We start from the raw sequence: 21,117 nt of genomic DNA on the forward strand, positions 1-21,117 counted from the left end.
GGGGGATCACATGAAGAAGACGTCAGCGGACGTGCTGCCTGAGCTCTCCGAAGAAGGGGCGCTGGGCGACCATCCACTGCTCGCGGTCGACAACCTGCACGTGGAGTTCCGCACCCGCGCCGGGAACGTGCGCGCGGTCAACGGGGTGAGCTACACCGTCAACCCCGGCGAGACGCTCGCGGTGCTGGGCGAGTCCGGTTCGGGCAAGTCCGTGACCGCGCAGGCGATCATGGGCATTCTCGACATGCCGCCGGCGGTGATCCCCAAGGGGGAGATCCGCTTCAGGGGCACCAACCTGCTCCAGCTGTCGGAGGAGGCCCGCACGCAGGTGCGCGGCCAGCGGGTCGCGATGATCTTCCAGGACGCGCTCTCCGCGCTCAACCCGGTGTTCACCGTGGGCTGGCAGATCAGCGAGATGTTCCGGGTGCACCGGGGCATGTCCAAGGCCGACGGGCTGAAGAAGGCCGTCGAGCTGATGGACCGCGTGCGCATCCCGGCCGCCAAGCAGCGCGTCCACGACTACCCGCACCAGTTCTCCGGAGGCATGCGGCAGCGCATCATGATCGCCATGTCGATCGCGCTGGACCCCGAGGTGCTGATCGCGGACGAGCCGACCACGGCGCTCGACGTGACCGTCCAGGCCCAGATCATGGAGCTGCTGGCCGAGCTGCAGCGCGAGAGCCAGATGGGTCTCATCCTGATCACCCACGACCTGGGCGTCGTCGCCGACGTGGCCGACAAGATCGCCGTGATGTACGCGGGGCGCATCGTGGAGAACGCCCCCGTGCACGACATCTACAAGGGGCCCGCGCATCCGTACACGAAGGGCCTGCTGGAGTCGATCCCCCGGGTCGACCTCAAGGGCCACGAGCTGTACGCGATCAAGGGGTTGCCGCCCAACCTGCTCGACCTGCCGACGGGCTGCGCGTTCCACCCCCGGTGCCCGTACCGTCAGGACGACTGCGTGACCGACACGCCCCCGCTCCACGAGGTCAGCGGCACGCGGAACAGCGCCTGCCACTACTGGAGGGAGGTCCTCGATGGCGAGCTCCAGTGAGCGCATCCTCGAGGTGCGCGACCTGGTCAAGCACTTCCCGCTCACCCAGGGCATCGTGGTCAAGAGGCAGATCGGCGCCATCAAGGCCGTCGACGGCGTCTCGTTCGACCTGCACAAGGGCGAGACGCTGGGCATCGTGGGCGAGTCGGGCTGCGGCAAGTCCACCCTCGCCAAGGTCCTCATGGCGCTCGAACGGCCCACGTCGGGCTCGGTGACGATCAACGGCCGGGACATCGCCAAGGCCAGGGGCAACGAGCTCAAGCGCATGCGGCGCAACATCCAGATGGTGATGCAGGACCCGTACACCTCGCTGAACCCCCGGATGACCGTCGGTGACATCATCGGCGAGCCGTACGAGATCCACACCGAGGTGGCGCCCAAGGGTGACCGCCGCACGAAGGTGCAGGAACTGCTGGAGGTCGTGGGCCTCAACCCCGACCACATCAACCGCTACCCGCACCAGTTCTCCGGCGGCCAGCGGCAGCGCATCGGCATCGCCCGCGGGCTGGCGCTGCAGCCGGAGATCATCGTCTGCGACGAGCCGGTGTCGGCCCTCGACGTGTCGATCCAGGCGCAGGTCATCAACCTGCTGGAGCGGCTGCAGAACGAGTTCGACCTGGCGTACATCTTCATCGCCCACGACCTGTCGGTGGTGCGCCACATCTCCGACCGGGTCGGGGTGATGTACCTCGGCAAGTTCGTGGAGCTCGGCAAGGACACCGAGATCTACGACCGGCCGGCGCACCCGTACACGCAGGCGCTGCTGTCGGCGGTGCCGGTGCCCGACCCCGAGGGGCGGGAGCAGCGCGAGCGCATCATCCTCCAGGGCGATCCGCCGTCGCCCGCCAACCCGCCGTCGGGCTGCCGGTTCCGCACGCGGTGCTGGAAGGCGCAGGAGATCTGCGCGGAGGAGGAGCCGCTGCTGCAGATCCGGCCGGGCACGGCGCACGAGAGCGCCTGCCACTTCGCCGAGACGCACGACGTCGTCCACGTCGGCTGAACCACCCTGCACGGCGCAGGCCCTCCGAGCCCTGCTCGGAGGGCCTGCGTTTCAGAGGGTGGCGATGAGGGCGGAGCCGTGGCCGAAGAGGCCCTGGTTGACGGCCAGGCCGACGCGGGGGCGGAGAACCTGGCGAGGGCCCGCGCGCTCGCGCAGCTGGGTGGTGAGCTCGCAGAGCTGGGCGATGGCCTGGGCGGGGACGGCCTCGCCGAACGAGGCCAGCCCGCCCGACGGGTTGACCGGGAGGCGGCCACCGACGGCCGTCTCGCCGGCGCGCAGCAGCTTGTCCGCCTCTCCCGGCGGGCACAGGCCGGCGTCCTCCATCCAGTCCAGTTCCAGCGCCGTCGACAGGTCGTACACCTCCGCCAGCGAGACCTCCTCGGGCCCCACCCCGGCCTCCTCGTAGGCGGCGTGCGCGATCGCCGCCCTGAACGGCCTCTCGGGCGGCGGAACGGCGGCCCAGGAGTCGGTGGCGAAGTTCGGCAGTTCCAGGACGGCGCTGGGGAAGGTCGGTGTGACGGTGGCCACGGCGGCCAGGCGTACCAGGGGGGTCGTGCCGCGGCGGCGGGCGTACTCCTCCGAGGCGAGCACCACGGCGGCGCCCCCGTCGGAGGTGGCGCAGATGTCCATCAGCCGCAGCGGATCGGCGACCATGGGGGAGGCCAGCACCTCGTCCACGGTGACGGGCCTGCGGTAGCGGGCCATGGGGTTGAGCGAGCCGGCCCGCGCGTTCTTGACCTTGACGGCGGCGAAGTCGGCGCGGGTGGAGCCGTGGACGGCCATGCGCCTGCGGGCGTAGAGGCCGAAGTATGCGGGGTTGGTGGCGCCGAGGAGCCGGAAGCGCAGCCAGTCGGGGTCGTCGGGCCGGTCGCCGCCCACCGGCGCGAAGAAGCCCTTGGGCGTGGAGTCCGCCCCCACGACCAGGGCGACCTCGCACAGGCCCGCCAGGATGCGGGTGCGCGCGATGTCGACGGCCTGGGCGCCCGAGGCGCAGGCGGCGTAGCAGGACGCGATCCTGGCGCCCGACCAGCCGAGCGCCTGGGCGTAGGTGGCGCCGGCGACGAAGCCGGGGTAGCCGTTCCTGATCGTGTCCGCGCCGACGAGGAAGTCCACGTCGGTCCAGGCCACGCCGGCGTCGTCCAGGGCCGCGCGGGCGGCCGCCACGCCGTACTCCACGAAGGGACGGCCCCACTTGCCCCAGGGGTGCATGCCCGCGCCCAGCACCACGACGCTCATGACGGCCGCCGCCACATCCACACCTGGGGCCCGTCGGCCAGCGGGCCCGAGGTGAGCTCCAGTTCCATGCCCACCTCCAGCTCGGCCACCGTCAGGCCCGTGACCTGGCCGAGCACCACGATGCCCGCCTCTTCCAGCTCGACCGCGGCCAGGGTCACCGGCTCGTACGGCTCCGCCGCCACGTACGGCGCCGGCGGCGGGTAGCAGGCGTTCGTGTACGACCAGACCCGCCCGCGTCTCGGCAGCCGGACCTCGCGCAGCTCCGTGCCGCCGCAGCGGGGGTCGGGGCAGAGGCCGTGCCGCGGCGGGAAGCAGACGGTGCCGCAGTCCGCGCATCCGGTGCCGAGGAGGCGGACGCCGTCGTGGTCGATGGCGAACCAGCCGTCGATCGCAAACGTCATAGCCGGAGTATCACACAAGCGCTTGCTAGGTTACATCCCTTCGTCGCCTGCGCTGCGTCACCAGCACCCGCGCCGACATCGCCGCCACCAGCATCACCATGCCCGCGATCACCGGCGTCCTGGAGGACGGCGGCGCCTCGCAGAAATACGGTCCCGGCGCCACGCCGCCTGGCGCCGGCACGTCCAGCCGGCCGGCCGCCCGCAGGGCGAGCGCCGCGTCGACCACCCCGTGCCCGTAGGCGCGGCTGTGGCCGCCGGCCGGCCGCCGCCTGGTGCCGAGCTCGATGGCCCGCCGCACGTGGTACGGCGACAGGCTCGGATGCGCCGACCTGATCAGGGCCGCCACGCCCGCGACCATGGCCGCGGCCGAGCTGGTGCCGTCGCCGATCACGTACGAGCGGCGACCGTCGGCCGTCACGATGTCCGTGCCGGGCGCGACCACCGAGACGTAGTCCTGCCTGTTGGAGAACCCGGCCACCGCGAGCCGCCGGTCCACGGCGCCCACGGCGATCACGCCGGGGTAGGCGGCGGGGAAGTTCTTCCTGTTGGCGGCGGCGCCGTCGTTGCCCGACGAGGCCACGAGCACGGCGCCCCTGGCGATCGCGTACTGGACGGCCGCCTCCTCCGTCGCCGAGCCCTCCCAGGAGCCGCTGCCCCCGCCGAGCGACATGCTGATCACCTCGGCGCCCTGGTCGGCCGCGTAGCGGATGCCCCTGGCCAGCGCGTTGCGCCCGTCCGAGCGCTGCTTCTTGCGCTGCGGGTCGCCGTTGTCCAGCGTGACCCTGACGGACAGCACCTTGGCCTCCGGCGCCACCCCGAGGACGCCGCCCTCACGCTTTTCACCGTGCCCGTGACCGGCGATCAGGCTGGCCATGGCGGTGCCGTGGCGCCCCCACCGGTGCGGGCTCCTGGCCACCCCGGTCAGGTCGGGCCCCTGGATCACGGCGCCCGCCAGGTCGGGGTGGCGGCCGTTCACGCCCGTGTCGAGCACGGCCACCACGGCGCCCGCGCCCTTGCTCGTCCGCCAGGCGTCGGGCAGCCGCATCGCGCCGAGCTGCCACTGGCCGGCCCGCGCGACCCGGCCGACGTCGTCGGAGGCGCTCGGAGCGGCGACGCCCAGCACCGTGCCCACTGCCAGCGCTGTCATCAGGGCGGGCACGAGGATCCTGCTCATCCGGTCAGCGCCCGGTGCGGTGCCGTCGCGGGCCGTCCGGTGCTGGAGAGGGCCGGTGGCGGGCCGCCGACACCCACCCCGGCCGGCACGTACGTGACTCGCGCGCCCGGGCTGAGGCCTGGCACGGTGAAGATCGGTCGGACTAACCGGCGTTCGGGCACGGGAGGCTCCGGGGCAGGCAGGAGCGGGGACGACATCGGCAGCGGGACAACGGAGGGCTGGTACACGTCGACCTCGAAAGGGAGGGGGAGGGGACGTTTGACCGGCATTCTGACACGCGACCGCTGCGCCAGCCCGACGCTTCAGTAAACAGACCGATACGCGGAGTAATTCCGATCTGTGGCCTTTCGCCCTAGGAAAGAGGGGTAAGCCGGACATGTGCTCCGGGTGGAAGCCCCAGGCGCTGCGCCGCGTCACCGGAGTTCACGGCGATCGCGATCAGCCCCGCCGAGTCCGCGAACGCGACCAGTTCCCCTGGCGGCACCGCCGAGAACGTCTCCCGGTACGGCAGCGAGAGCTGCCGCCGCCCCAGCCGCACCCCCAGCGTGTCTCCCACCCGCACGCCCAGCGCGTGCAGGTCGCCCGCCGTGATCGACAACTGCGTGTTGCCGTAGCGGTCGACCGAGACGACCTCGCCCTCCACCGAGCCCTCACGCAACTGGGAGGTCGGCTCCGGCAGCGAGACCAGCCTGCCGACCGGGATCTCCGGCCCCAGCTCCGCCGGGCTCAGTCCGCCGCACAACCGCGCGGCCACCGGCGCGAACACGTCACGCCCGGGAAACGTGGGCGAGACCGGCCGCAGGAAGTGCCGCTCGTCGCTGATCTCGTGGGCCGCCTGCGCGCCGCCGCCGGCGCGCACGGCCCACGACAGCAGCCCGTTGTCGGGCCCGATGAACACCCGGCCGCCCGCCTCCACGGCCACCGCGCGCCTGGACGCGCCCGCCCCCGGATCGACCGCGGCGATGTGGACGCCCGCGGGAAGGTAGGGGATGGTCTGGGCGAGCACGGCCGCGCCGCGTCGTACGTCCCCCGCGGGGATCAGGTGGCACACGTCGATCACCCTGGCCTCGGGGGCGATCCCGGCGATCACTCCATGGCAGGCCGCCACATAGCCGTCTTCGAGCCCATAGTCCGTGAGCAGCGTGATTACTGAGGTCACATTTGGTGACTGTACGTCTGTCGAACCGCCATGAACAGCAGCGCCCCGCACATTACGATGGCCACGGGCCGCGTGCGTGCGACGTGAACGTCACACGCCCCTTCCGAGGAGGACACCATGGGAGCACCGCTCAGCGGTGACAATGCTGCCCAGGAGCCGTCCCGCCGGCAATCACTCTCACAACGCGATCACGAGCTCCTCGCCTTCGAGCGCCAGTGGTGGCGCCACGCGGGCGCGAAGGAGCAGGCCATCAAGGAGACCTTCGGGTTCTCCGCCACGCGCTACTACCAGCTGCTCGGCGAGCTGATCGACAGGCCGGAGGCGCTCGAGCAGGACCCCATGCTGGTCAAGAGGCTGCGCAGGTTACGCTCCACCCGTCAGCGTGACCGTGCCGCCAGAAGGCTTGGCATGCGCCCCTGACCGGCTGGGTACGCCAGCCGCGTGAGGAACATCCCTGGAATGGAAGCGATCTTGAGCGATCCGGCAGGCGCCGTGATCGGGCTCGACTTCGACGGCACCCTGTCGCCGATCGTGCCCGATCCCGCCGAGGCCGTGATCCACCCGAAGGCCCCCGAGGTTCTCGCCGAGCTGGGCGCCCACGTCCTCGCAGTGGTCATCGTGACCGGCAGGCCCCCGGCCACCGTGCTGGAGCTGGGGCCAGGGCTGGCCGACGTGCCGGGGCTGGTCGTGCTCGGACACTACGGGTTCGAGCGCTGGGAGCACGGGCGCGTCTCCGCACCCCCGCCCCCCGCCGGCGTGCCGCGCAGCGAGGCCGAACTGCCGCTGCTGCTCGACTCGCTGGACGTCGAGGGCGTGACCGTCGAGGACAAAGGCCGGGCCGTGGCCGTGCACACCCGGCGCAGCCCCGACCCCGACGGCACCCTCGCCAAGCTGCGCGAGCCGCTGGCCAAGCTGGCCGAGAAGCACGGCCTGGTGATCGAGCCCGGCCGCTACGTCCTGGAACTGCGGCCGCCGGGCATGGACAAGGGCCAGGCGCTCAGCCTGTTCCTGGCCGAGCGGGCAGCGAGATCCGTCCTGTTCGCCGGCGACGACCTCGGCGACGTGGCCGCCTACGACGCCGTCGACGACTCCAACCTGCCCGGCGTGACCGTGTGCAGCGGCTCGGCCGAGGTGACCGCGCTGGCCGAGCGGGCCGACATCGTGGTGGACGGCCCCGAGGGGGTGGTGGCGCTGCTCGGCGAGCTGGCGTCCGCGTTCAGCCGTTCCTGACCGCGCTCCGACAGCCCTCAGGCGAGGGCGTCGAGCTGGGCCTCCAGCCACTTCTGCGGCGGCAGGGCGGTGGCCGCCGCGTGCAGCTTGTCGCGGCGCGTCCGCCGCTCGTCCTCGGGCATGACAAGCGCGCCGTGCAGCGCTGCGGCGGTGCCGCTGACGTCGTACGGGTTGACCAGGAGCGCGTGGGGCCCCAGCTCGGCCGCCGCGCCCGCCTCCCGCGACAACACCAGCGCGCAGCGCGGCGACAGCACCGGGCCCTCCTTGGCCACCAGGTTCATGCCGTCGCGGATCGGGTTGACCAGCAGCACGTCCGCCATCCGGTACGCGGCGAGCGAGCGTGGATAGTCGTCGTTGACGTTGAGGATCAGCGGGTCCCAGTCCTCCGTGGCGTACTCGTCCTCGATCTGCTGGGCGCAGCGCTGCACCGACGCGGTGTATTCGCGATATTCGGGCAGGTCGTGCCGGCTCGGGTAGGCGAAGGCCAGGTGCACGACCCGGCCGTGCCACTCGGGGTGGGCGCCGAGGAACTCGCCGTAGGCCACCAGGCCGCGCACGATGTTCTTCGACAGCTCGGTGCGGTCGATGCGGACGATCAGCTTGCGGTCGCCCACCTGCTCCCTCAGCGCGGTCATGTGGGACTCGACGTCGGGCTCGCAGGCCCGCTCCCAGAGAGCGGCGCCGTCCACGCCGAGGCTGTGCACGCCGATGCGGGTCGTCCTGCCGTCGTGGGTGACGCTGCGCCCGACGCGGTCGGCCTCCGCGCCCAGCAGCGCCTCGCAGCAGTCCATGAACGCCCGCGCCCACCTGTCGGTGAGGAATCCGGCGTGATCGGCCCCCAGAATGCCTTCCAGGACCTCTCGCGCGACCTCGTCGGGCAGCAGGGAGAAGTATTCGGGCGGCGCCCACGGCGTGTGGCTGAAGTGGGCGATGCGCAGGTCCGGCCGCTCGGCGCGGAGCATCGCCGGGGTCAGGGTCAGGTGGTAGTCCTGCACCATCACCCTGGCCTCGTGGCCGGCCTCCTCGGCCAGCGCCAGCGCGAACGCGCCGTTGTAGTCGCGGTAGGACTCCCACTCGCGCCCGAACTTGGTGCCGAAGAGCGGCGCGTTGGGGATGTCGTAGAGCAGGTGGTTGACGAACCACAGCGTGGAGTTGGCCACGGCGTTGTAGGCGCGGTGGAAGGTGGCGGGCGGGATGTCGAGCATGCGCAGCGGGCCGGTGTCGTAGCCGGCCTGGTCGATGCGGCCGCCGGGGGCCAGGCGCACGGCGCTGCGGTCGCCGTCGGACAGCGCCGCGCAGACCCACAGGACGCCGTCGCCCTTGGCCACGCCGGACAATCCCGACACCAGCCCGCCGCCGCCGCGCCGCAGGGTCAGCTCGCCGTCGTCGGAGACGGTGAAGGAGACGGGGCCGCGGTTGGAGGCCACCAGGACGTTGTTCACGGCGACCGCTCCTGCCGGGCGGGCCGCGCGCAGGGCGGTGAGCTGGCGTGAGACCTCAAGGAGACTCCTTCCGACTGGCGTGTCGGCGTAGACGGAACCACACTGATCATCGTGGTGATCGGCCCATCGGAAAAGGAAGGATGCCAACAAGGCTCCCTACGACCATAGGATCCCAGCTATGGCGCTTGATGAGCTAACCGAGGAACTCGCCCGCTCCGCCGCGGCAGGAGACCACCGTGCTCTTGGCGAGCTGCTGCGGCGGATCGAGCCCGATGTGATGCGTCACTGCGCCCGCATCCTGCCCTACCACCAGGACGCCGAGGAGGCCTCCCAGGACACCCTGCTGGCCGTGGCGCGCAACATCGGGCGCTTCGAGGGGCGGGCCAGGTTCAGCACCTGGCTGCACATCGTGACGGCCAACTGCGCGCGCACGACGTACCGGTCGCTCAAACGCCGGGCGGCCGAGCAGAGCTCGGACGAGCTGCCCATGCAGAAGCCCGACGTGCGGCGCGTCAGCGTGATCGCGGGCTCGCGGCTCGACCTGCTCGACGCCATGGAGGCGCTGGAGGCCGACAAGCCGGATCTGGCGCAGGCGCTGGTTCTGCGCGACATCGTCCAGCTCGACTACAACGAGGTGGCCGACCAGCTCGGCATCCCGCTCGGCACCGCGAAGTCGCGCATCCACCAGGCGCGCAAATACGTGCAGGGCGTGCTGGGAGACGACTATCGCTGAGACCTCTCGTCTCATTATTTGAGACGGGAGGACGTTTCCGCCACGTGGGCGGGTAGAGTCCGAGTCGACAACTGAATATTGCTCATCCAGAGGGGTGGAGGGACCGGCCCTGCGAAGCCCCGGCAACCCTCCCGGCTTGTGACTCGCGACCTGGCGAGGCCGACCGGGACAAGGTGCCAATTCCGGTCTGTGGTCAAGGTGGCCGCAGACGAAGATGAGGGAAGGCCTCGCTTCATGTCGCTCGATTTCGGTCCCGCCGTCGGTCTGGCCTGCCGCGAGTGCGGCGCGCGTTACCCGCTCGGTCCGAGCTTCGCCTGCCAGGAGTGTTTCGGGCCGCTCGAAGCGGCCTACGAGTTCGGCGAGGTGACCCGCGCGGCCATCGAGTCGGGCCCCGCCAACATCTGGCGCTACCGCTCGCTGCTGCCCGTGCCGGCCGACGTCGCCGACAAGCCCAACATGAACCCCGGGTGGACCAAGCTGGTCAGGGCCGGCAATCTCGGGCGGGCGCTCGGCATCAGATCCCTCCACGTCAAGGACGACTCGGGCAACCCCACCCACTCCTTCAAGGACCGCGTGGTCGCCATGGCCGTCGAGGCGGCCCGCAACTTCGGCTTCCACACGCTCTCCTGCTCCTCCACGGGCAACCTCGCGGGCGCGGTGACGGCCGCCGCGGCGCGGGCCGGGCTGGAGGCGTGCGTGTTCATCCCGGCCAACCTCGAACAAGCCAAGATCGCCATGGCCCGGGTGTTCGGCGGCCGGCTGGTCGGCATCGAGGGCACCTACGACGACGTCAACAGGTTCTGCTCCGAGCTGATCGGCGACCCGCTCGGTGACAAGTGGGGGTTCACCAACATCAACCTGCGCCCTTACTACGCCGAGGGCTCCAAGACGCTCGCGTACGAGATCGCCGAGCAGCTCGGGTGGCGGCTGCCCGAGCAGATCATCATCCCCATCGCCTCGGGCTCGCAGCTCACGAAGATCGACAAGGGCTTCAAGGAGCTGGTGGCGCTGGGGCTGGTCGAGGACACGCCCTACAAGATCTTCGGGGCGCAGGCGGCCGGGTGCTCGCCGGTGTCGACCGCCTACAAGGCGGGGCACGAGGTCGTGCAGCCGGTCAGGCCCGACACCATCGCCAAGTCGCTGGCCATCGGAAACCCCGCTGACGGGCCGTACGTGCTGGACATCGCGCGGCGGACCGGAGGGGGCGTCGAGGACGTCACGGACGCCGAGATCGTGGCCGCCATCAAGCTCCTGGCCTCGACGGAGGGCATCTTCGCCGAGACCGCGGGCGGCGTGACCGTGGGCGTGCTGAAGAAGCTCACCGAGACCGGGCAACTCGACCCGGAGGCCGAGACCGTGGTGCTGAACACCGGCGACGGCCTCAAGACGCTCGACGCGATCAGCGGCGACGCCAGGCCCACGGCCGTGATCAAGCCCTCCCTCGACGCGTTCCGCGCGACTGTCTGACAACCAGGAAAGGCGAGTTAAACCATGAGCGTTTCTGTGCGGATTCCCACCATTCTGCGCACCTACACCGGGGGCAACGCGGAGGTCAGTGGCGAGGGTGCGACTCTTCGTGACGTGCTGGCCAAGCTGGACTCTGACTACCCGGGTATCGGCGCGAGAATTCTGGATGAATCGGGCAAGATTCGGCGTTTTGTCAACGTTTATGTGGGGGAAGAGGACGTCCGATTCGCCCAAGGGCTGGACACTCCGGCCCCGGAGGGCACCCAGATCTCCATCATCCCCGCCGTCGCCGGCGGTTGAGTGCGGCAGATCACACTTCGGCGAAGGCGCCCCTTGTGGGCGCCTTCTTCTTTTCCCGGCAATTCAACGTTGAACCGTCGATGAGAGGAAATGCGCAGTCTGCGGATTGACTCTGTTGCCAAACCCCGTACCACAGGTATGGTCGAGGGCGATCGCCTGGCTGATTTTCCGTTAAGTCAGGCGATTACGGGTCTCGCGAAGGAATGGGCGAGGTCTGGGAGCCCAGTAAGAGGAGTCGGAAGTGGCGCAGGGCACCGTCAAGTGGTTCAACGCGGACAAGGGCTACGGCTTCATCGCGGTAGACGGTGGTAAGGATGTATTCGTCCATTACTCAGCGATCATGATGGACGGGTACCGCTCTCTCGAACAGGGACAGCGTGTCGAGTTCGAGATCACGCAGGGCCAGAAGGGGCCGCAGGCGGAGTCCGTCAGGACGGTCTGATTCACCGCACTGGTATGCACCGGCGGGATCGCGCGGCAGCGCAGTCCGGGCGAACCGTCACCTTTCTTTCGTCGATCCTGGTACGGCGAGCCGCGTGCGCGAACCGCGGCCAGCGGTGCGCCCACGGGGCGGCTCGCCGGACAGACGACTGACCTGGGGGGATCGCCGGCCACGGGTGAGTTCGCTTGCACTCGGCAGGGTAGAGTGCTAAACAGTTCGTTGGCACTCTATGCAGTAGAGTGCCAACACCGGATCGAGACGATGGGGTCTGCCGAACGGAGATGCTGACCCATGCCGTCGCGGGCGTCGGCTCGGTCCACGACAAGCCACCCTGCATCTGGGAGGTCTAGCCTTATGGCAGCCAAGATGATCGCGTTTGACGAGGACGCCCGGCGCGGTCTCGAGCGCGGTATGAACCAGCTCGCCGACGCCGTCAAGGTGACCCTGGGCCCCAAGGGGCGCAACGTCGTGCTGGAGAAGAAGTGGGGCGCTCCCACGATCACCAACGACGGTGTGTCCATCGCCAAGGAGATCGAGCTCGAGGACCCGTGGGAGAAGATCGGCGCGGAGCTGGTCAAGGAAGTCGCCAAGAAGACGGACGACGTAGCCGGCGACGGCACCACGACCGCCACCGTGCTCGCCCAGGCGCTGGTGCGTGAGGGCCTGCGCAACGTGGCCGCCGGCGCCAACCCGATGGCTCTGAAGAAGGGCATCGAGGCGGCCGTCGAGCGGGTCAGCGAGGAGCTCTCCAAGCTGGCCAAGGACGTGGAGACCAAGGAGCAGATCGCTTCGACCGCCTCCATCTCCGCCGCCGACCCCGAGATCGGCGCGCTCATCGCCGAGGCGATGGACAAGGTCGGCAAGGAAGGCGTCATCACCGTCGAGGAGAGCAACACCTTCGGTCTCGAGCTCGAGCTCACCGAGGGCATGCGCTTCGACAAGGGCATGACGTCGATGTACTTCGTCACCGACTCCGACCGCATGGAGGCCGTGCTCGAAGACCCGTACATCCTGATCGTCAACGGCAAGGTCTCCGCCAACAAGGACCTGCTGCCGCTGCTCGACAAGGTTGTGCAGTCGGGCAAGCCGCTGCTGATCATCGCCGAGGACGTCGAGGGCGAGGCCCTGGCGACCCTGGTGGTCAACAAGATCCGCGGCCTGTTCCGCTCCGTGGCCGTCAAGGCCCCGGGCTTCGGCGACCGCCGCAAGGCCATGCTCAACGACATCGCGATCCTGACCGGTGGTCAGGTCATCGCCGAGGAGGTCGGCCTCAAGCTCGAGACCGCCACCCTCGACCTGCTGGGCCGTGCCCGCAAGGTGGTCGTGACCAAGGACGAGACGACGATCGTCGACGGCGCCGGTGACGCCGAGCAGATCTCCGGCCGGGTCAACGAGATCCGCGCCGAGATCGAGCGCACCGACTCCGACTACGACCGCGAGAAGCTCCAGGAGCGGCTGGCCAAGCTGGCCGGCGGCGTGGCCGTCATCAAGGCGGGCGCGGCGACCGAGGTCGAGCTCAAGGAGCGTAAGCACCGCATCGAAGACGCCGTCCGCAACGCGAAGGCGGCCGTCGAGGAGGGCATCGTCCCGGGTGGTGGCGTGGCGCTGCTGCAGGCCGGCGCCAAGGCGTTCGACAAGCTCGAGCTCAACGGCGACGAGGCCACCGGTGCGGCGATCGTGAAGAAGGCTCTGGAGGAGCCGCTGAAGCAGATCGCGGTCAACGCCGGCCTCGAGGGCGGCGTCGTGGTCGAGCGCGTGCGCAACCTCACCCCGGGTGAGGGCCTCAACGCCGCGTCGGGCGAATACGTCAACATGTTCGAGGTCGGCATTCTCGACCCGGCCAAGGTGACGCGCTCGGCGCTGCAGAACGCCGCCTCCATCGCGGCGCTCTTCCTCACCACCGAGGCCGTCATCGCCGAGAAGCCGGAGAAGACCCCGGCCGCTCCGGCCGGCATGCCCGGCGGCGGCGACATGGACTTCTAGGTCCTATTTCGCGAGGCGCGTCCCAATAGAGCGGCCCGGTTTTTCCGGGCCGCTCTTGCTTTTGTTTAACTGCCATTACGTTTCGCAATTGAACTGCTACGTGGAGTGAGAAAGGGTTGTCCCCACGCATCACCTCATCGAAGGAGCAGACAAGTGTTCTCCCGCAGCAAGCGCATGCTGGGCGTGGCCGTTCTCGGCCTCGCCGCCGTGACCCTCACCGCCGTTCCCGCGCATGCCGACAATCCTGTCGTCTTCACCCAGACCGTGACCCGGAGCGGGCCGCTGTGCACGCTGCAAGCCTGGGTGCCGCTGCTCGGCAACGTGGGGTCGCTGGCCGAGAGCTGCGACTAGCGCCCACGCGAAAGGCGCCCCACCAGCGTGCGGTGGGGCGCCTTTCCCGTCGTCAGACCCCGTAGTGGGGGATGAGGTGGCCGCGGGCCAGGGTGTTGGCGGTGATGTTGAAGCCCACCACCGCCGGGCTGGTGCCGCTGTCCAGGCCGAGCGAGTCGACCCCCAGCGCGTGGACCGTGAAGACGTAGCGGTGCGGGTCGCCAGGAGGCGGGGCGGCGCCGCCGTAGTCCCTGGTGCCGTAGTCGTTGCGGGCGTGCACCGCGCCCGCGGGCAGACCCTTGAACTCCGGGGCCGTGCCCGCGCCCGTCGGCAGCTCGGTGACCGAGGCGGGGAGGTCGAAGAGCACCCAGTGCCAGAAGCCGCTGCCTGTGGGGGCATCGGGGTCGAAGCAGGTGACGGCGTAGGAGCGGGTCCCGGCGGGAGCGCCGGACCAGCGCAGCTGGGGCGAGAGGTTCTGGCCGGTCATGCCCCAGTCGTTGAAGACGTGCAGGTCGTTGAGCCGCTCGCCGTCCTGGAGGTCGTCGCTCTCCACCACGAGCGCGGGGACCGACGGCAGGTGTTCATGGGGAAGGGGTGCTGGCACGGCATCCTCCTAGGTTGAGAGCTCCTTGCCCAGCCATCCTAGAAGCGGCCGTGCCGGACGCCCGTCAGCCCGCCAGCTGTGGCGGCAGCGCCTTGTCGTGCAGGACCGTCAGCGAGGTCACCGCCCGGGTGAGGACCACGTAGAGCCTGGCCAGGCCGCGCGGCTCGGCCGCGACGATGTCGGCGGGCTCCACGACGACGACGTGGTCGTACTCCAGGCCCTTGGCGAGGGTCGCGGGCACGATGAGCAGGCGGTGCTCTTCGGTCGAGTCGGGGCCGAGAACGGCGTGGGGGAGGCCGGCGAGGGCCTCGGAGACCGCGTCGACCATCGCGTCAGGGGCGATGACGCCGATCGAGCCGTCCCTGGCCAGGGCCTCCTCGGCGGCCTGCGCGACCGAGCCGCCCTCGCGGACGGTGAGCGACCCGGCGCCGGGCCGCAGCGACTGCGGGGCGGCGAGGCCCGGGGCGATCGAGGGGAGCAGGCGGGCCGCGTAGTCGAGAACCTCCCTCGGCACGCGGAAGCCGAGCGTCAGCTCCGTGACCTCGCCCTCCCGCTGGCCCAGGTGGCCGAGCACCGACTCCCACGAACGCGTCGACCATGGCGTGGTGCCCTGGGCGAGGTCGCCGAGCACGGTGGCCGAGCCGTTGCGGCAGCGGCGGCCGAGGGCGCGCAGCTGCATCTCGGACAGGTCCTGGGCCTCGTCGACCACGAGGTGGCCCAGCGACGGCGTGCGTTCCATCAGGTCGCGGAGCTCGTCGAGGAGCGCGGCGTCGGCGGCCGACCATTTGGCGGACTTCCAGCTCCGGTACGGCTTGCGCCACAGGAGCGTTTCCTGCTCTTCAGGCGACAAATCTGATTTAGCGGCTCGCGCTAGGAATTCCGGATCTGACAGCAAGCGGTGAAGGACCTGTTCGGGCGTCAGTTTGGGCCAGACCGCTTCCACCAGTTGTTTCACCGGTTTCGACCGGGCCACCGCGTCCTGCACCCGGTCGTCGGGCGACTCGCCGCGCTGCTCCATGCGTACGAGGACCATGTGGGCCAGCCGCTGCGCCAGCGCCGCCCGGCCGGGGTTGTAGCGCGTGGTGCCGCGCAGGGAGGCCACGATCTCGCGTACTTCGTAGTCGGCCACCCGGTGCCGGTAGGCGCCCTTGGTGTAGACGAGGCCCTCCTCCGGTTTCACGATGTGCAGCCAGAGCGCGCGGTCGAGCACCGCCGCCATCCTGGCGTCGCCCTTCACCGCGGCCACCATCGGGTCCTCGGGCGCGGCGTGTTCGCCGAGCAGGCCGGCCACCGTGGTCTGGTCGACCTTGACCTCGCCGAGCGCGGGCAGCACAGAGGAGATGTAGGACAGGAAGGCCCGGTTGGGCCCGACGATCATCACGCCCGACCTGGCCAGCCGCTCGCGGTGGGTGAACAGCAGATAGGCGGCGCGGTGCAGGCCGACGGCGGTCTTCCCGGTGCCGGGGGCGCCCTGCACGCACACCGTCTGGGCCAGGGTGGAGCGGACGATCTCGTCCTGGTCGGGCTGGATCGTGGCGACGATGTCACGCATCGGGCCGGTGCGGGGGCGTTCGATCTCCTCGGTGAGGATCCTGGACGGGCCGATCTCGACGCCTTCGCCGAGCGGCTCGTCCTCGAACGCCGTCAGCGCCCCGCCGTGGTAGCCGAAGCGGCGCCGGCGCGCGATCCCCATGGGGTCGGCGGGACTGGCCTGGTAGAACGCGCGGGACACCGGCGCGCGCCAGTCGATGACCAGCGGCCTGCTGTGGCCGTCGTGCACGTGGCGGCGCCCGACGTAGATCGTGCCGGGAAGGTCGTCGCTCTCTCCCTCGTGCTCATGGTCGCGATCTCCCGGCCCGTCGCTCTCTTGCCGCGGGCTCTTCCGCTCCGCGCGGTCGAGGCGGCCGAAGAACAGCGGGGTGTCGGGATGGTCGGCGAGCGCGGCCACCCGCTGGTCGAGCAGCGACTGGAGGATCTGCTGCGACACCCAGTCGCCGGCCGCGTCGGACGAGAGGGACTGGGCGTGGGCGCGCATGGCTTTGAGCGCGGCTCTGGACTCGGCCAGATGGGCCTGCTCGGCGGCGAGCACGTCGGTGGGTATGTCGGGGGCCAGTTGGTGTGCGGGCATGCGGAAGCGCCTCCCTGGTTGAACGACGGAGGTGGTTACAGGCAGCGAATCCGCCAGTTTAGTCGCCACGATTGCGGGCTTCCAAAGCATTTAGCTCCGGCGGCCTGGGTACGCATAGGGGGTGGTGCGGGTCCGGCTCCGCTTCTCGCCGATCATTCCCACGGTCGCGAGCTTCCTCCTGGCGGCGTTGTGGGGACTCTCGGTGTTCGCGGGGTGGGGGCTGCAGGCGTTCTGCGCCGGTGGCGAGTCGATGGCGACGTGTTCGCAGCGTCTCGGCACGGTCGCCACGCTGTCGGGGGTGTTCGCGGTGGTCGCCGCGTGCTGCACGGTGGCGGCCTGGCTGCTGCCGTGGTCGCGGCACGATCCGCGTACGTTCGGCCACCTGATGGGCGCCGGCGTGCTGCTCTGGATCGTCGCGGGGGCGGTGCTCTTCGTCGGCGGTCTGCTGGTCAGATAGAGGGGCAGATCAGCCCACAAGGGATCAAGCTCGGAATACCGAAATATTCGGGCATATCAGGTGGGTTTGTCGGATCATGGGGGTATGTCGCAGGCGGCGTGATAGTACGCAGGTGAGGGGGGTGGTTCGATTGTCTTCGACCCGCGGAGTCTCGTGGACGTGAAGCCACGCTGATGCCCGGCCGCTCGGGCGAGCGGCTGGGCATGACCGCCGGGATCGCCGTCACACGCCGTCGAGCACGTCGTCGGCGTCGATGATCTGGTACGCGTACCCCTGCTCGGCGAGGAACCGCTGCCGGTGCGCCGCGAACTCCTGGTCGACCGTGTCGCGGCTGACCACCGTGTAGAACCGGGCGCCACCGCCGTCGGCCTTGGGCCGCAGCACGCGTCCGAGCCGCTGCGCCTCCTCCTGGCGCGAGCCGAACGTCCCCGACACCTGGATCGCGATGGCCGCCTCGGGCAGGTCGATGGAGAAGTTGGCCACCTTCGACACCACCAGGACCTGGATCTCCTTGTCGCGGAAGGCCTGGTAGAGGCGCTCGCGTTCCTTGACCCGGGTCTCGCCCTTGATGACCGGCGCGTTGAGGTGCTCGCCGAGCTCGTCGAGCTGGTCGATGTACTGGCCGATGACCAGCACCTGCTCGCCCAGGTGGCGGCGGACCAGCGCCTCGGTCACCTGCGTCTTGGACGGCGTGGTCGCGCAGAACCGGTAGCGCTCCTCCGACTCGGCCATCGCGTACGCCAGCCGCTCGTCGTCGGTGAGCGTGACCCGCACCTCGACGCAGTCGGCCGGCGCGATCCAGCCCTGGTTCTCCATCTCCTTCCACGGCGCGTCGTAACGCTTGGGGCCGATCAGCGAGAACACGTCGCCCTCGCGGCCGTCCTCGCGCACCAGCGTCGCGGTCAGCCCGACCCGCCTGCGGGCCTGAAGGTCGGCGGTCATCCGGAAGATCGGGGCGGGCAGCAGGTGCACCTCGTCGTAGACGATCAGGCCCCAGTCGCGGGCGTCGAACAGCTCCAGATGGCTGTAGACGCCCTTCCGCCTGGTGGTCATCACCTGGTAGGTGGCGATGGTGACCGGGCGGATCTCCTTCTTCGTGCCGGAGTATTCGCCGATCTCGTCCTCGGTCAGCGACGTGCGCTTGAGCAGCTCGGTCTTCCACTGGTGGGCGGAGACCGTGTTCGTCACCAGGATCAGCGTGGTGGCCTGGGCGTGCGCCATGGCGGCCGCGCCGACGAGCGTCTTGCCCGCGCCGCACGGCAGCACGACCACGCCGGAGCCGCCGTGCCAGAAGGCGTCGGCCGCCTCCTGCTGGTAGGGGCGCAGCTTCCAGTCGTCCTGCTTCAGCGTGATCGGGTGCTGCTCCCCGTCGACGTAGCCGGCCAGGTCTTCGGCGGGCCAGCCGAGCTTGAGCAGGGCCTGCTTGACGTTGCCCCGGTCGCTCGGGTGCACGATCACGGAGTCGGGGCCGAGCCGCTCGCCCAGCATCGGCTGGATCTTCTTGGAGCGCAGCACCTCCTCCAGCACGGCCCGGTCGGTGGAGGTCAGCACCAGGCCGTTGGCGGGGTCCTTCTCCAGCCGCAGGCGGCCGTAGCGCGCCATGGTCTCGGCGACGTCGACCAGCAGGGCGTGCGGCACCGGGTAGCGGCTGAAGCTGATCAGCGCGTCGATGACCTGCTCGGCGTCGTGCCCGGCCGCGCGGGCGTTCCACAGCGCCAGCGGGGTGACGCGGTAGGTGTGCACGTGTTCGGGGGCGCGCTCGAGCTCGGCGAACGGCGCGATCGCCTTGCGGCACGCGTCGGCCCGCTCGTGGTCGACCTCGAGCAGCAGCGTCTTGTCCGATTGGACGATCAGCGGTCCATCGCTCACTGGCTTGTCTCCGTGGGGTTGGGGCGGGGCCCTGCAGGACCATCGTCTCCTGATCCCGGCTCGGCCGCTCCAGTGTGCAACATCCAGGGCGTCAGGATTAGTCCTGCCGCCCTTCGGAGGTGGTCTCGTGGAGACCCGCTGAGCTCCGTCAGTCGTCGAAGTAGCCGTTGAGGCCCAGGAAGAGGAACGTGCCGACGCCCAGCACGAAGCCCACCCCGAACAGGACCCAGCTCCAGATCACCATCGTGCGGGCGGTCTGCGGCTCGTTGCGCGCCTTGCTCAGCGCCAGTCCCGCGAGGATCGCGCCCGGCAGGCCCAGGACGTTGCAGCAGGAGACGAGCGCGAGGAGGTTGAGCACGAGCGAGACGATCGCGTTGGCGAGCGGACCTTCGTCGCGCGGAGGCGGCGGATAGCCGTAGCCGTAGCCATACTGCGGGGGCGGCTGGTCGCCGTAGGGCGCGCCGTACGGCTGGTACGGATAGCCCGATGGGTCTTGCTGGCTCATGGTCACCTCCAGACAGGTCAACACTTATCACGGAATTGAGGCGCGGCTGACCGAGTGAGCGTACTCGGTCGGGCCGTGACGTGCCGGGCGGCTCCTCAGCCGAGCAGCGCGCGCAGCGCCTTGCGGTCGAGCTTGAGCACGCTCGTGACCGGGATCGAGTCGGCGAACCTCACTTCCCGCGGATACCTCACCCTGCCGACCCGGTCGCGGGCCCACCCGATCAGCTCCTCGGCCCCGGCCTCAGCACCCGGCCTGAGCTGCACGAACGCGACGACCTCCTCGCCGACGCGCGGGTCGGGACGGCCGACGACGCCCGACATCACCACGTCGGGGTGCCGGTTGAGCGCGTCCTCCACGTCGCGGGGGAACACGTTGAAGCCACCGCGGATGATCAGGTCCTTCTTCCTGTCGACGATGTAGAGGTAGCCGTCGTCGTCCACGCAGCCGATGTCGCCCGTACGCAGCTCGCCGCCGGCCAGCGCCGTGCCCTCGGGGTCGGGCTCGTGCTCGCCCCAGTAGCCGAGCATCAGCGACTCGCCGGAGACGCAGATCTCACCGATGTCCCCGGGCTCCGTGGCCTCGCCCTCGCTGTCGCGGATGGCGATCGTGTAGCCGGGGAGCGGCAGGCCTACGCTGCCGACCCTGCGCCGGTCCGGCGGGTTGAAGGTCGTCACTGCGCTGGTCTCGGTCAGCCCGTAGCCCTCAAGGATCTGCACGCCCGGCATCCTGCGCTCGAACTCCGCCAGCGTCTCCCTGCCGAGCGGGGCCGCGCCGCACGTGAGGAAGGCGAGGTCGGGCAGCGGATGCAACTCCAGCGGTTCGGCGAGGAGCATCTGGATCATGGACGGGACGACGGTGCCGTACTGGACGCGCTGCTCGGCGGCCAGCGACAGGAACGCCTTCGGCTCGAACCAGCGCATCAGCACCGCCTGCTGCGGCTCCGTGGCGTGCATCGAGGCGACCGAGGTGATCAGCCCGTACGCGTGGGACAGAGGTACGGGAACCAGCGCGCGGTTCTTGCCCTCCTGGCGGGACAGCTCGTAGGCGGCCCTGGCGACCTGCCAGAGGCCCTGGTGGCTCAGCATGACGCCCTTGGCCTTGCCCGTGGTGCCGCCGGTGTACATGAGCGCGGCCAGGTCGCCGGGGTCCCTCCGCACGAGCCCGTGTTCGGAGGCCCGCTCCAGCTCGGCCGTGTCCACGAAGGTCGGGATGTCGACGGCGGCGGCGCGTACGGTCTCCTCCAGCTCGGGCGAGGTGACGATCGCGCGGGCGCCGCTGTCGAGCAGGATGTGCCGCAGCTCCGCGGGCCCCACCAGGAACACCACCGGCGTCACCACCGCGCCCGCCGCCCACAACGCCTGGTAGAGCAGCGGCACCTCGGGCGAGGTCGCCATCATGACGGCCACCCGGTCGCCCGGCCGGATGCCGGCTTCGACGATTCCGCCGCACATGCGGCGCGCGCGTTCGGCGAGCGCGTGGCTGCGGAGCCACGCCCCGTCGTAGAACATCGCGTCGTGGTCGTCGAAGCGGCTCCAGGACTCCTCGGCCAGCCTGCCCAGCGTCTGCTCGGTCACATGCCCAACCTGATGCGAATGACGAT

General features: G+C 70.3%; 21 protein-coding genes and 1 riboswitch. Of the genes, 11 read left to right on the plus strand and 10 right to left on the minus strand.

Annotated features, from left to right (window positions below):
* Nucleotides 1-10 precede the first annotated feature (10 nt).
* Entirely contained in the window at nucleotides 11-1,057 is a 1,047-nt protein-coding gene (locus ACTWPV_RS13380; RefSeq protein WP_443151995.1) for an ABC transporter ATP-binding protein, read from the plus strand.
* Nucleotides 1,041-2,057 (plus strand): ABC transporter ATP-binding protein, encoded by a 1,017-nt coding sequence (locus ACTWPV_RS13385; protein ID WP_347624307.1) that lies wholly within the window; start codon nucleotides 1,041-1,043, stop codon nucleotides 2,055-2,057. Before ACTWPV_RS13380 ends, ACTWPV_RS13385 begins: the two co-directional genes overlap by 17 nt.
* A 51-nt stretch (nucleotides 2,058-2,108) precedes the next feature.
* Here the strand turns inward: ACTWPV_RS13385 and ACTWPV_RS13390 are convergent, their stop codons facing one another.
* The 4 genes from ACTWPV_RS13390 to ACTWPV_RS13405 form a co-directional block, all read right to left on the minus strand.
* Nucleotides 2,109-3,293, minus strand: coding sequence for a lipid-transfer protein (locus ACTWPV_RS13390; RefSeq protein WP_443152439.1), 1,185 nt, complete (start codon nucleotides 3,291-3,293; stop codon nucleotides 2,109-2,111).
* Nucleotides 3,290-3,694, minus strand: a complete 405-nt coding sequence (locus tag ACTWPV_RS13395; protein ID WP_347645566.1) for a Zn-ribbon domain-containing OB-fold protein — start codon at nucleotides 3,692-3,694, stop codon at nucleotides 3,290-3,292. Before ACTWPV_RS13395 ends, ACTWPV_RS13390 begins: the two co-directional genes overlap by 4 nt.
* Before the next feature lie 25 nt (nucleotides 3,695-3,719).
* Complete coding sequence (locus ACTWPV_RS13400; RefSeq protein ID WP_443151996.1) at nucleotides 3,720-4,868, minus strand: S8 family serine peptidase; 1,149 nt, start codon at nucleotides 4,866-4,868, stop codon at nucleotides 3,720-3,722.
* 352 nt (nucleotides 4,869-5,220) lie between these two features.
* Nucleotides 5,221-6,027, minus strand: a complete 807-nt coding sequence (locus tag ACTWPV_RS13405) for an SAM hydrolase/SAM-dependent halogenase family protein (protein ID WP_443151997.1) — start codon at nucleotides 6,025-6,027, stop codon at nucleotides 5,221-5,223.
* A gap of 117 nt (nucleotides 6,028-6,144) precedes the next feature.
* Here ACTWPV_RS13405 and ACTWPV_RS13410 point away from each other — a divergent pair, with 117 nt between their 5' ends.
* Both ACTWPV_RS13410 and otsB read left to right on the plus strand, forming a co-directional pair.
* The gene (locus tag ACTWPV_RS13410) at nucleotides 6,145-6,447 is read left to right on the plus strand and encodes a DUF3263 domain-containing protein (protein ID WP_347624311.1); all 303 of its coding nucleotides are present in this window, start codon (nucleotides 6,145-6,147) and stop codon (nucleotides 6,445-6,447) included.
* Nucleotides 6,448-6,486: 39 nt separating this feature from the next.
* Nucleotides 6,487-7,257, plus strand: a complete 771-nt coding sequence (gene otsB / locus ACTWPV_RS13415) for a trehalose-phosphatase (RefSeq protein ID WP_443151998.1) — start codon at nucleotides 6,487-6,489, stop codon at nucleotides 7,255-7,257.
* 17 nt (nucleotides 7,258-7,274) lie between these two features.
* On the opposite strand, the gene ACTWPV_RS13420 is transcribed toward otsB, so the two are convergent.
* Nucleotides 7,275-8,699: an alpha,alpha-trehalose-phosphate synthase (UDP-forming) gene (locus ACTWPV_RS13420; protein ID WP_443151999.1), complete on the minus strand. Its 1,425-nt coding sequence runs from the start codon at nucleotides 8,697-8,699 to the stop codon at nucleotides 7,275-7,277.
* Between the two features lie 178 nt (nucleotides 8,700-8,877).
* Here ACTWPV_RS13420 and ACTWPV_RS13425 point away from each other — a divergent pair, with 178 nt between their 5' ends.
* The 6 genes from ACTWPV_RS13425 to ACTWPV_RS13450 all read left to right on the plus strand — a co-directional run bounded on the left by ACTWPV_RS13425 (nucleotide 8,878) and on the right by ACTWPV_RS13450 (nucleotide 13,975).
* Nucleotides 8,878-9,432 carry an RNA polymerase sigma factor gene (locus ACTWPV_RS13425; protein ID WP_132511701.1) on the plus strand — a complete coding sequence of 185 codons (555 nt, stop codon included), beginning with the start codon at nucleotides 8,878-8,880 and terminating at the stop codon, nucleotides 9,430-9,432.
* A gap of 79 nt (nucleotides 9,433-9,511) precedes the next feature.
* Nucleotides 9,512-9,653: riboswitch (SAM riboswitch) on the plus strand.
* A gap of 13 nt (nucleotides 9,654-9,666) precedes the next feature.
* Nucleotides 9,667-10,899 (plus strand): threonine synthase, encoded by a 1,233-nt coding sequence (gene thrC, locus ACTWPV_RS13430; RefSeq protein WP_443152000.1) that lies wholly within the window; start codon nucleotides 9,667-9,669, stop codon nucleotides 10,897-10,899.
* A 24-nt stretch (nucleotides 10,900-10,923) separates the two neighbouring features.
* Nucleotides 10,924-11,199: a MoaD/ThiS family protein gene (locus ACTWPV_RS13435; RefSeq protein ID WP_132331077.1), complete on the plus strand. Its 276-nt coding sequence runs from the start codon at nucleotides 10,924-10,926 to the stop codon at nucleotides 11,197-11,199.
* 241 nt (nucleotides 11,200-11,440) lie between these two features.
* Nucleotides 11,441-11,641: a cold-shock protein gene (locus ACTWPV_RS13440; RefSeq protein ID WP_106250594.1), complete on the plus strand. Its 201-nt coding sequence runs from the start codon at nucleotides 11,441-11,443 to the stop codon at nucleotides 11,639-11,641.
* A gap of 354 nt (nucleotides 11,642-11,995) precedes the next feature.
* Nucleotides 11,996-13,624 (plus strand): chaperonin GroEL, encoded by a 1,629-nt coding sequence (groL, locus tag ACTWPV_RS13445; RefSeq protein ID WP_347645573.1) that lies wholly within the window; start codon nucleotides 11,996-11,998, stop codon nucleotides 13,622-13,624.
* A gap of 153 nt (nucleotides 13,625-13,777) precedes the next feature.
* A complete protein-coding gene (locus ACTWPV_RS13450) occupies nucleotides 13,778-13,975 on the plus strand; it encodes a hypothetical protein (protein WP_347645574.1) in 198 nt (65 codons plus the stop codon).
* A 52-nt stretch (nucleotides 13,976-14,027) separates the two neighbouring features.
* Here ACTWPV_RS13450 and ACTWPV_RS13455 read toward each other — a convergent pair whose 3' ends face one another.
* Nucleotides 14,028-14,558 (minus strand): YbhB/YbcL family Raf kinase inhibitor-like protein, encoded by a 531-nt coding sequence (locus tag ACTWPV_RS13455; RefSeq protein WP_347645575.1) that lies wholly within the window; start codon nucleotides 14,556-14,558, stop codon nucleotides 14,028-14,030.
* 64 nt (nucleotides 14,559-14,622) lie between these two features.
* Complete coding sequence (locus tag ACTWPV_RS13460) at nucleotides 14,623-16,686, minus strand: HelD family protein (RefSeq protein WP_347645576.1); 2,064 nt, start codon at nucleotides 16,684-16,686, stop codon at nucleotides 14,623-14,625.
* A 121-nt stretch (nucleotides 16,687-16,807) separates the two neighbouring features.
* On the opposite strand from ACTWPV_RS13460, the gene ACTWPV_RS13465 reads away from it, so the two are divergent.
* Nucleotides 16,808-17,143 carry a hypothetical protein gene (locus tag ACTWPV_RS13465; RefSeq protein WP_347645577.1) on the plus strand — a complete coding sequence of 112 codons (336 nt, stop codon included), beginning with the start codon at nucleotides 16,808-16,810 and terminating at the stop codon, nucleotides 17,141-17,143.
* Between the two features lie 222 nt (nucleotides 17,144-17,365).
* Here ACTWPV_RS13465 and ACTWPV_RS13470 read toward each other — a convergent pair whose 3' ends face one another.
* The 3 genes from ACTWPV_RS13470 to ACTWPV_RS13480 form a co-directional block, all read right to left on the minus strand.
* Nucleotides 17,366-19,012 carry a DNA repair helicase XPB gene (locus ACTWPV_RS13470; protein ID WP_443152001.1) on the minus strand — a complete coding sequence of 549 codons (1,647 nt, stop codon included), beginning with the start codon at nucleotides 19,010-19,012 and terminating at the stop codon, nucleotides 17,366-17,368.
* Nucleotides 19,013-19,160: 148 nt separating this feature from the next.
* Nucleotides 19,161-19,517: a DUF4190 domain-containing protein gene (locus tag ACTWPV_RS13475; RefSeq protein WP_347645579.1), complete on the minus strand. Its 357-nt coding sequence runs from the start codon at nucleotides 19,515-19,517 to the stop codon at nucleotides 19,161-19,163.
* 95 nt (nucleotides 19,518-19,612) lie between these two features.
* Nucleotides 19,613-21,091 carry an AMP-binding protein gene (locus tag ACTWPV_RS13480; RefSeq protein ID WP_443152002.1) on the minus strand — a complete coding sequence of 493 codons (1,479 nt, stop codon included), beginning with the start codon at nucleotides 21,089-21,091 and terminating at the stop codon, nucleotides 19,613-19,615.
* Nucleotides 21,092-21,117: the final 26 nt, after the last annotated feature.

Origin of the sequence: Nonomuraea sp. KM88, assembly GCF_052245635.1 — a bacterium.
In the GTDB taxonomy this organism is placed as follows: domain Bacteria; phylum Actinomycetota; class Actinomycetes; order Streptosporangiales; family Streptosporangiaceae; genus Nonomuraea.

Coding starts and splice junctions, on each gene's coding strand:
- ACTWPV_RS13395 (WP_347645566.1), bottom strand. CDS start 3,694: ATGACGTTTGCGATCGACGGCTGGTTCGCCATCGACCACGACGGCGTC.
- otsB (WP_443151998.1), top strand. CDS start 6,487: ATGGAAGCGATCTTGAGCGATCCGGCAGGCGCCGTGATCGGGCTCGAC.
- ACTWPV_RS13385 (WP_347624307.1), top strand. CDS start 1,041: ATGGCGAGCTCCAGTGAGCGCATCCTCGAGGTGCGCGACCTGGTCAAG.
- ACTWPV_RS13380 (WP_443151995.1), top strand. CDS start 11: ATGAAGAAGACGTCAGCGGACGTGCTGCCTGAGCTCTCCGAAGAAGGG.
- ACTWPV_RS13460 (WP_347645576.1), bottom strand. CDS start 16,686: ATGCCCGCACACCAACTGGCCCCCGACATACCCACCGACGTGCTCGCC.
- ACTWPV_RS13475 (WP_347645579.1), bottom strand. CDS start 19,517: ATGAGCCAGCAAGACCCATCGGGCTATCCGTACCAGCCGTACGGCGCG.
- ACTWPV_RS13410 (WP_347624311.1), top strand. CDS start 6,145: ATGGGAGCACCGCTCAGCGGTGACAATGCTGCCCAGGAGCCGTCCCGC.
- ACTWPV_RS13425 (WP_132511701.1), top strand. CDS start 8,878: ATGGCGCTTGATGAGCTAACCGAGGAACTCGCCCGCTCCGCCGCGGCA.
- groL (WP_347645573.1), top strand. CDS start 11,996: ATGGCAGCCAAGATGATCGCGTTTGACGAGGACGCCCGGCGCGGTCTC.
- thrC (WP_443152000.1), top strand. CDS start 9,667: ATGTCGCTCGATTTCGGTCCCGCCGTCGGTCTGGCCTGCCGCGAGTGC.
- ACTWPV_RS13400 (WP_443151996.1), bottom strand. CDS start 4,868: ATGAGCAGGATCCTCGTGCCCGCCCTGATGACAGCGCTGGCAGTGGGC.
- ACTWPV_RS13390 (WP_443152439.1), bottom strand. CDS start 3,293: ATGAGCGTCGTGGTGCTGGGCGCGGGCATGCACCCCTGGGGCAAGTGG.
- ACTWPV_RS13435 (WP_132331077.1), top strand. CDS start 10,924: ATGAGCGTTTCTGTGCGGATTCCCACCATTCTGCGCACCTACACCGGG.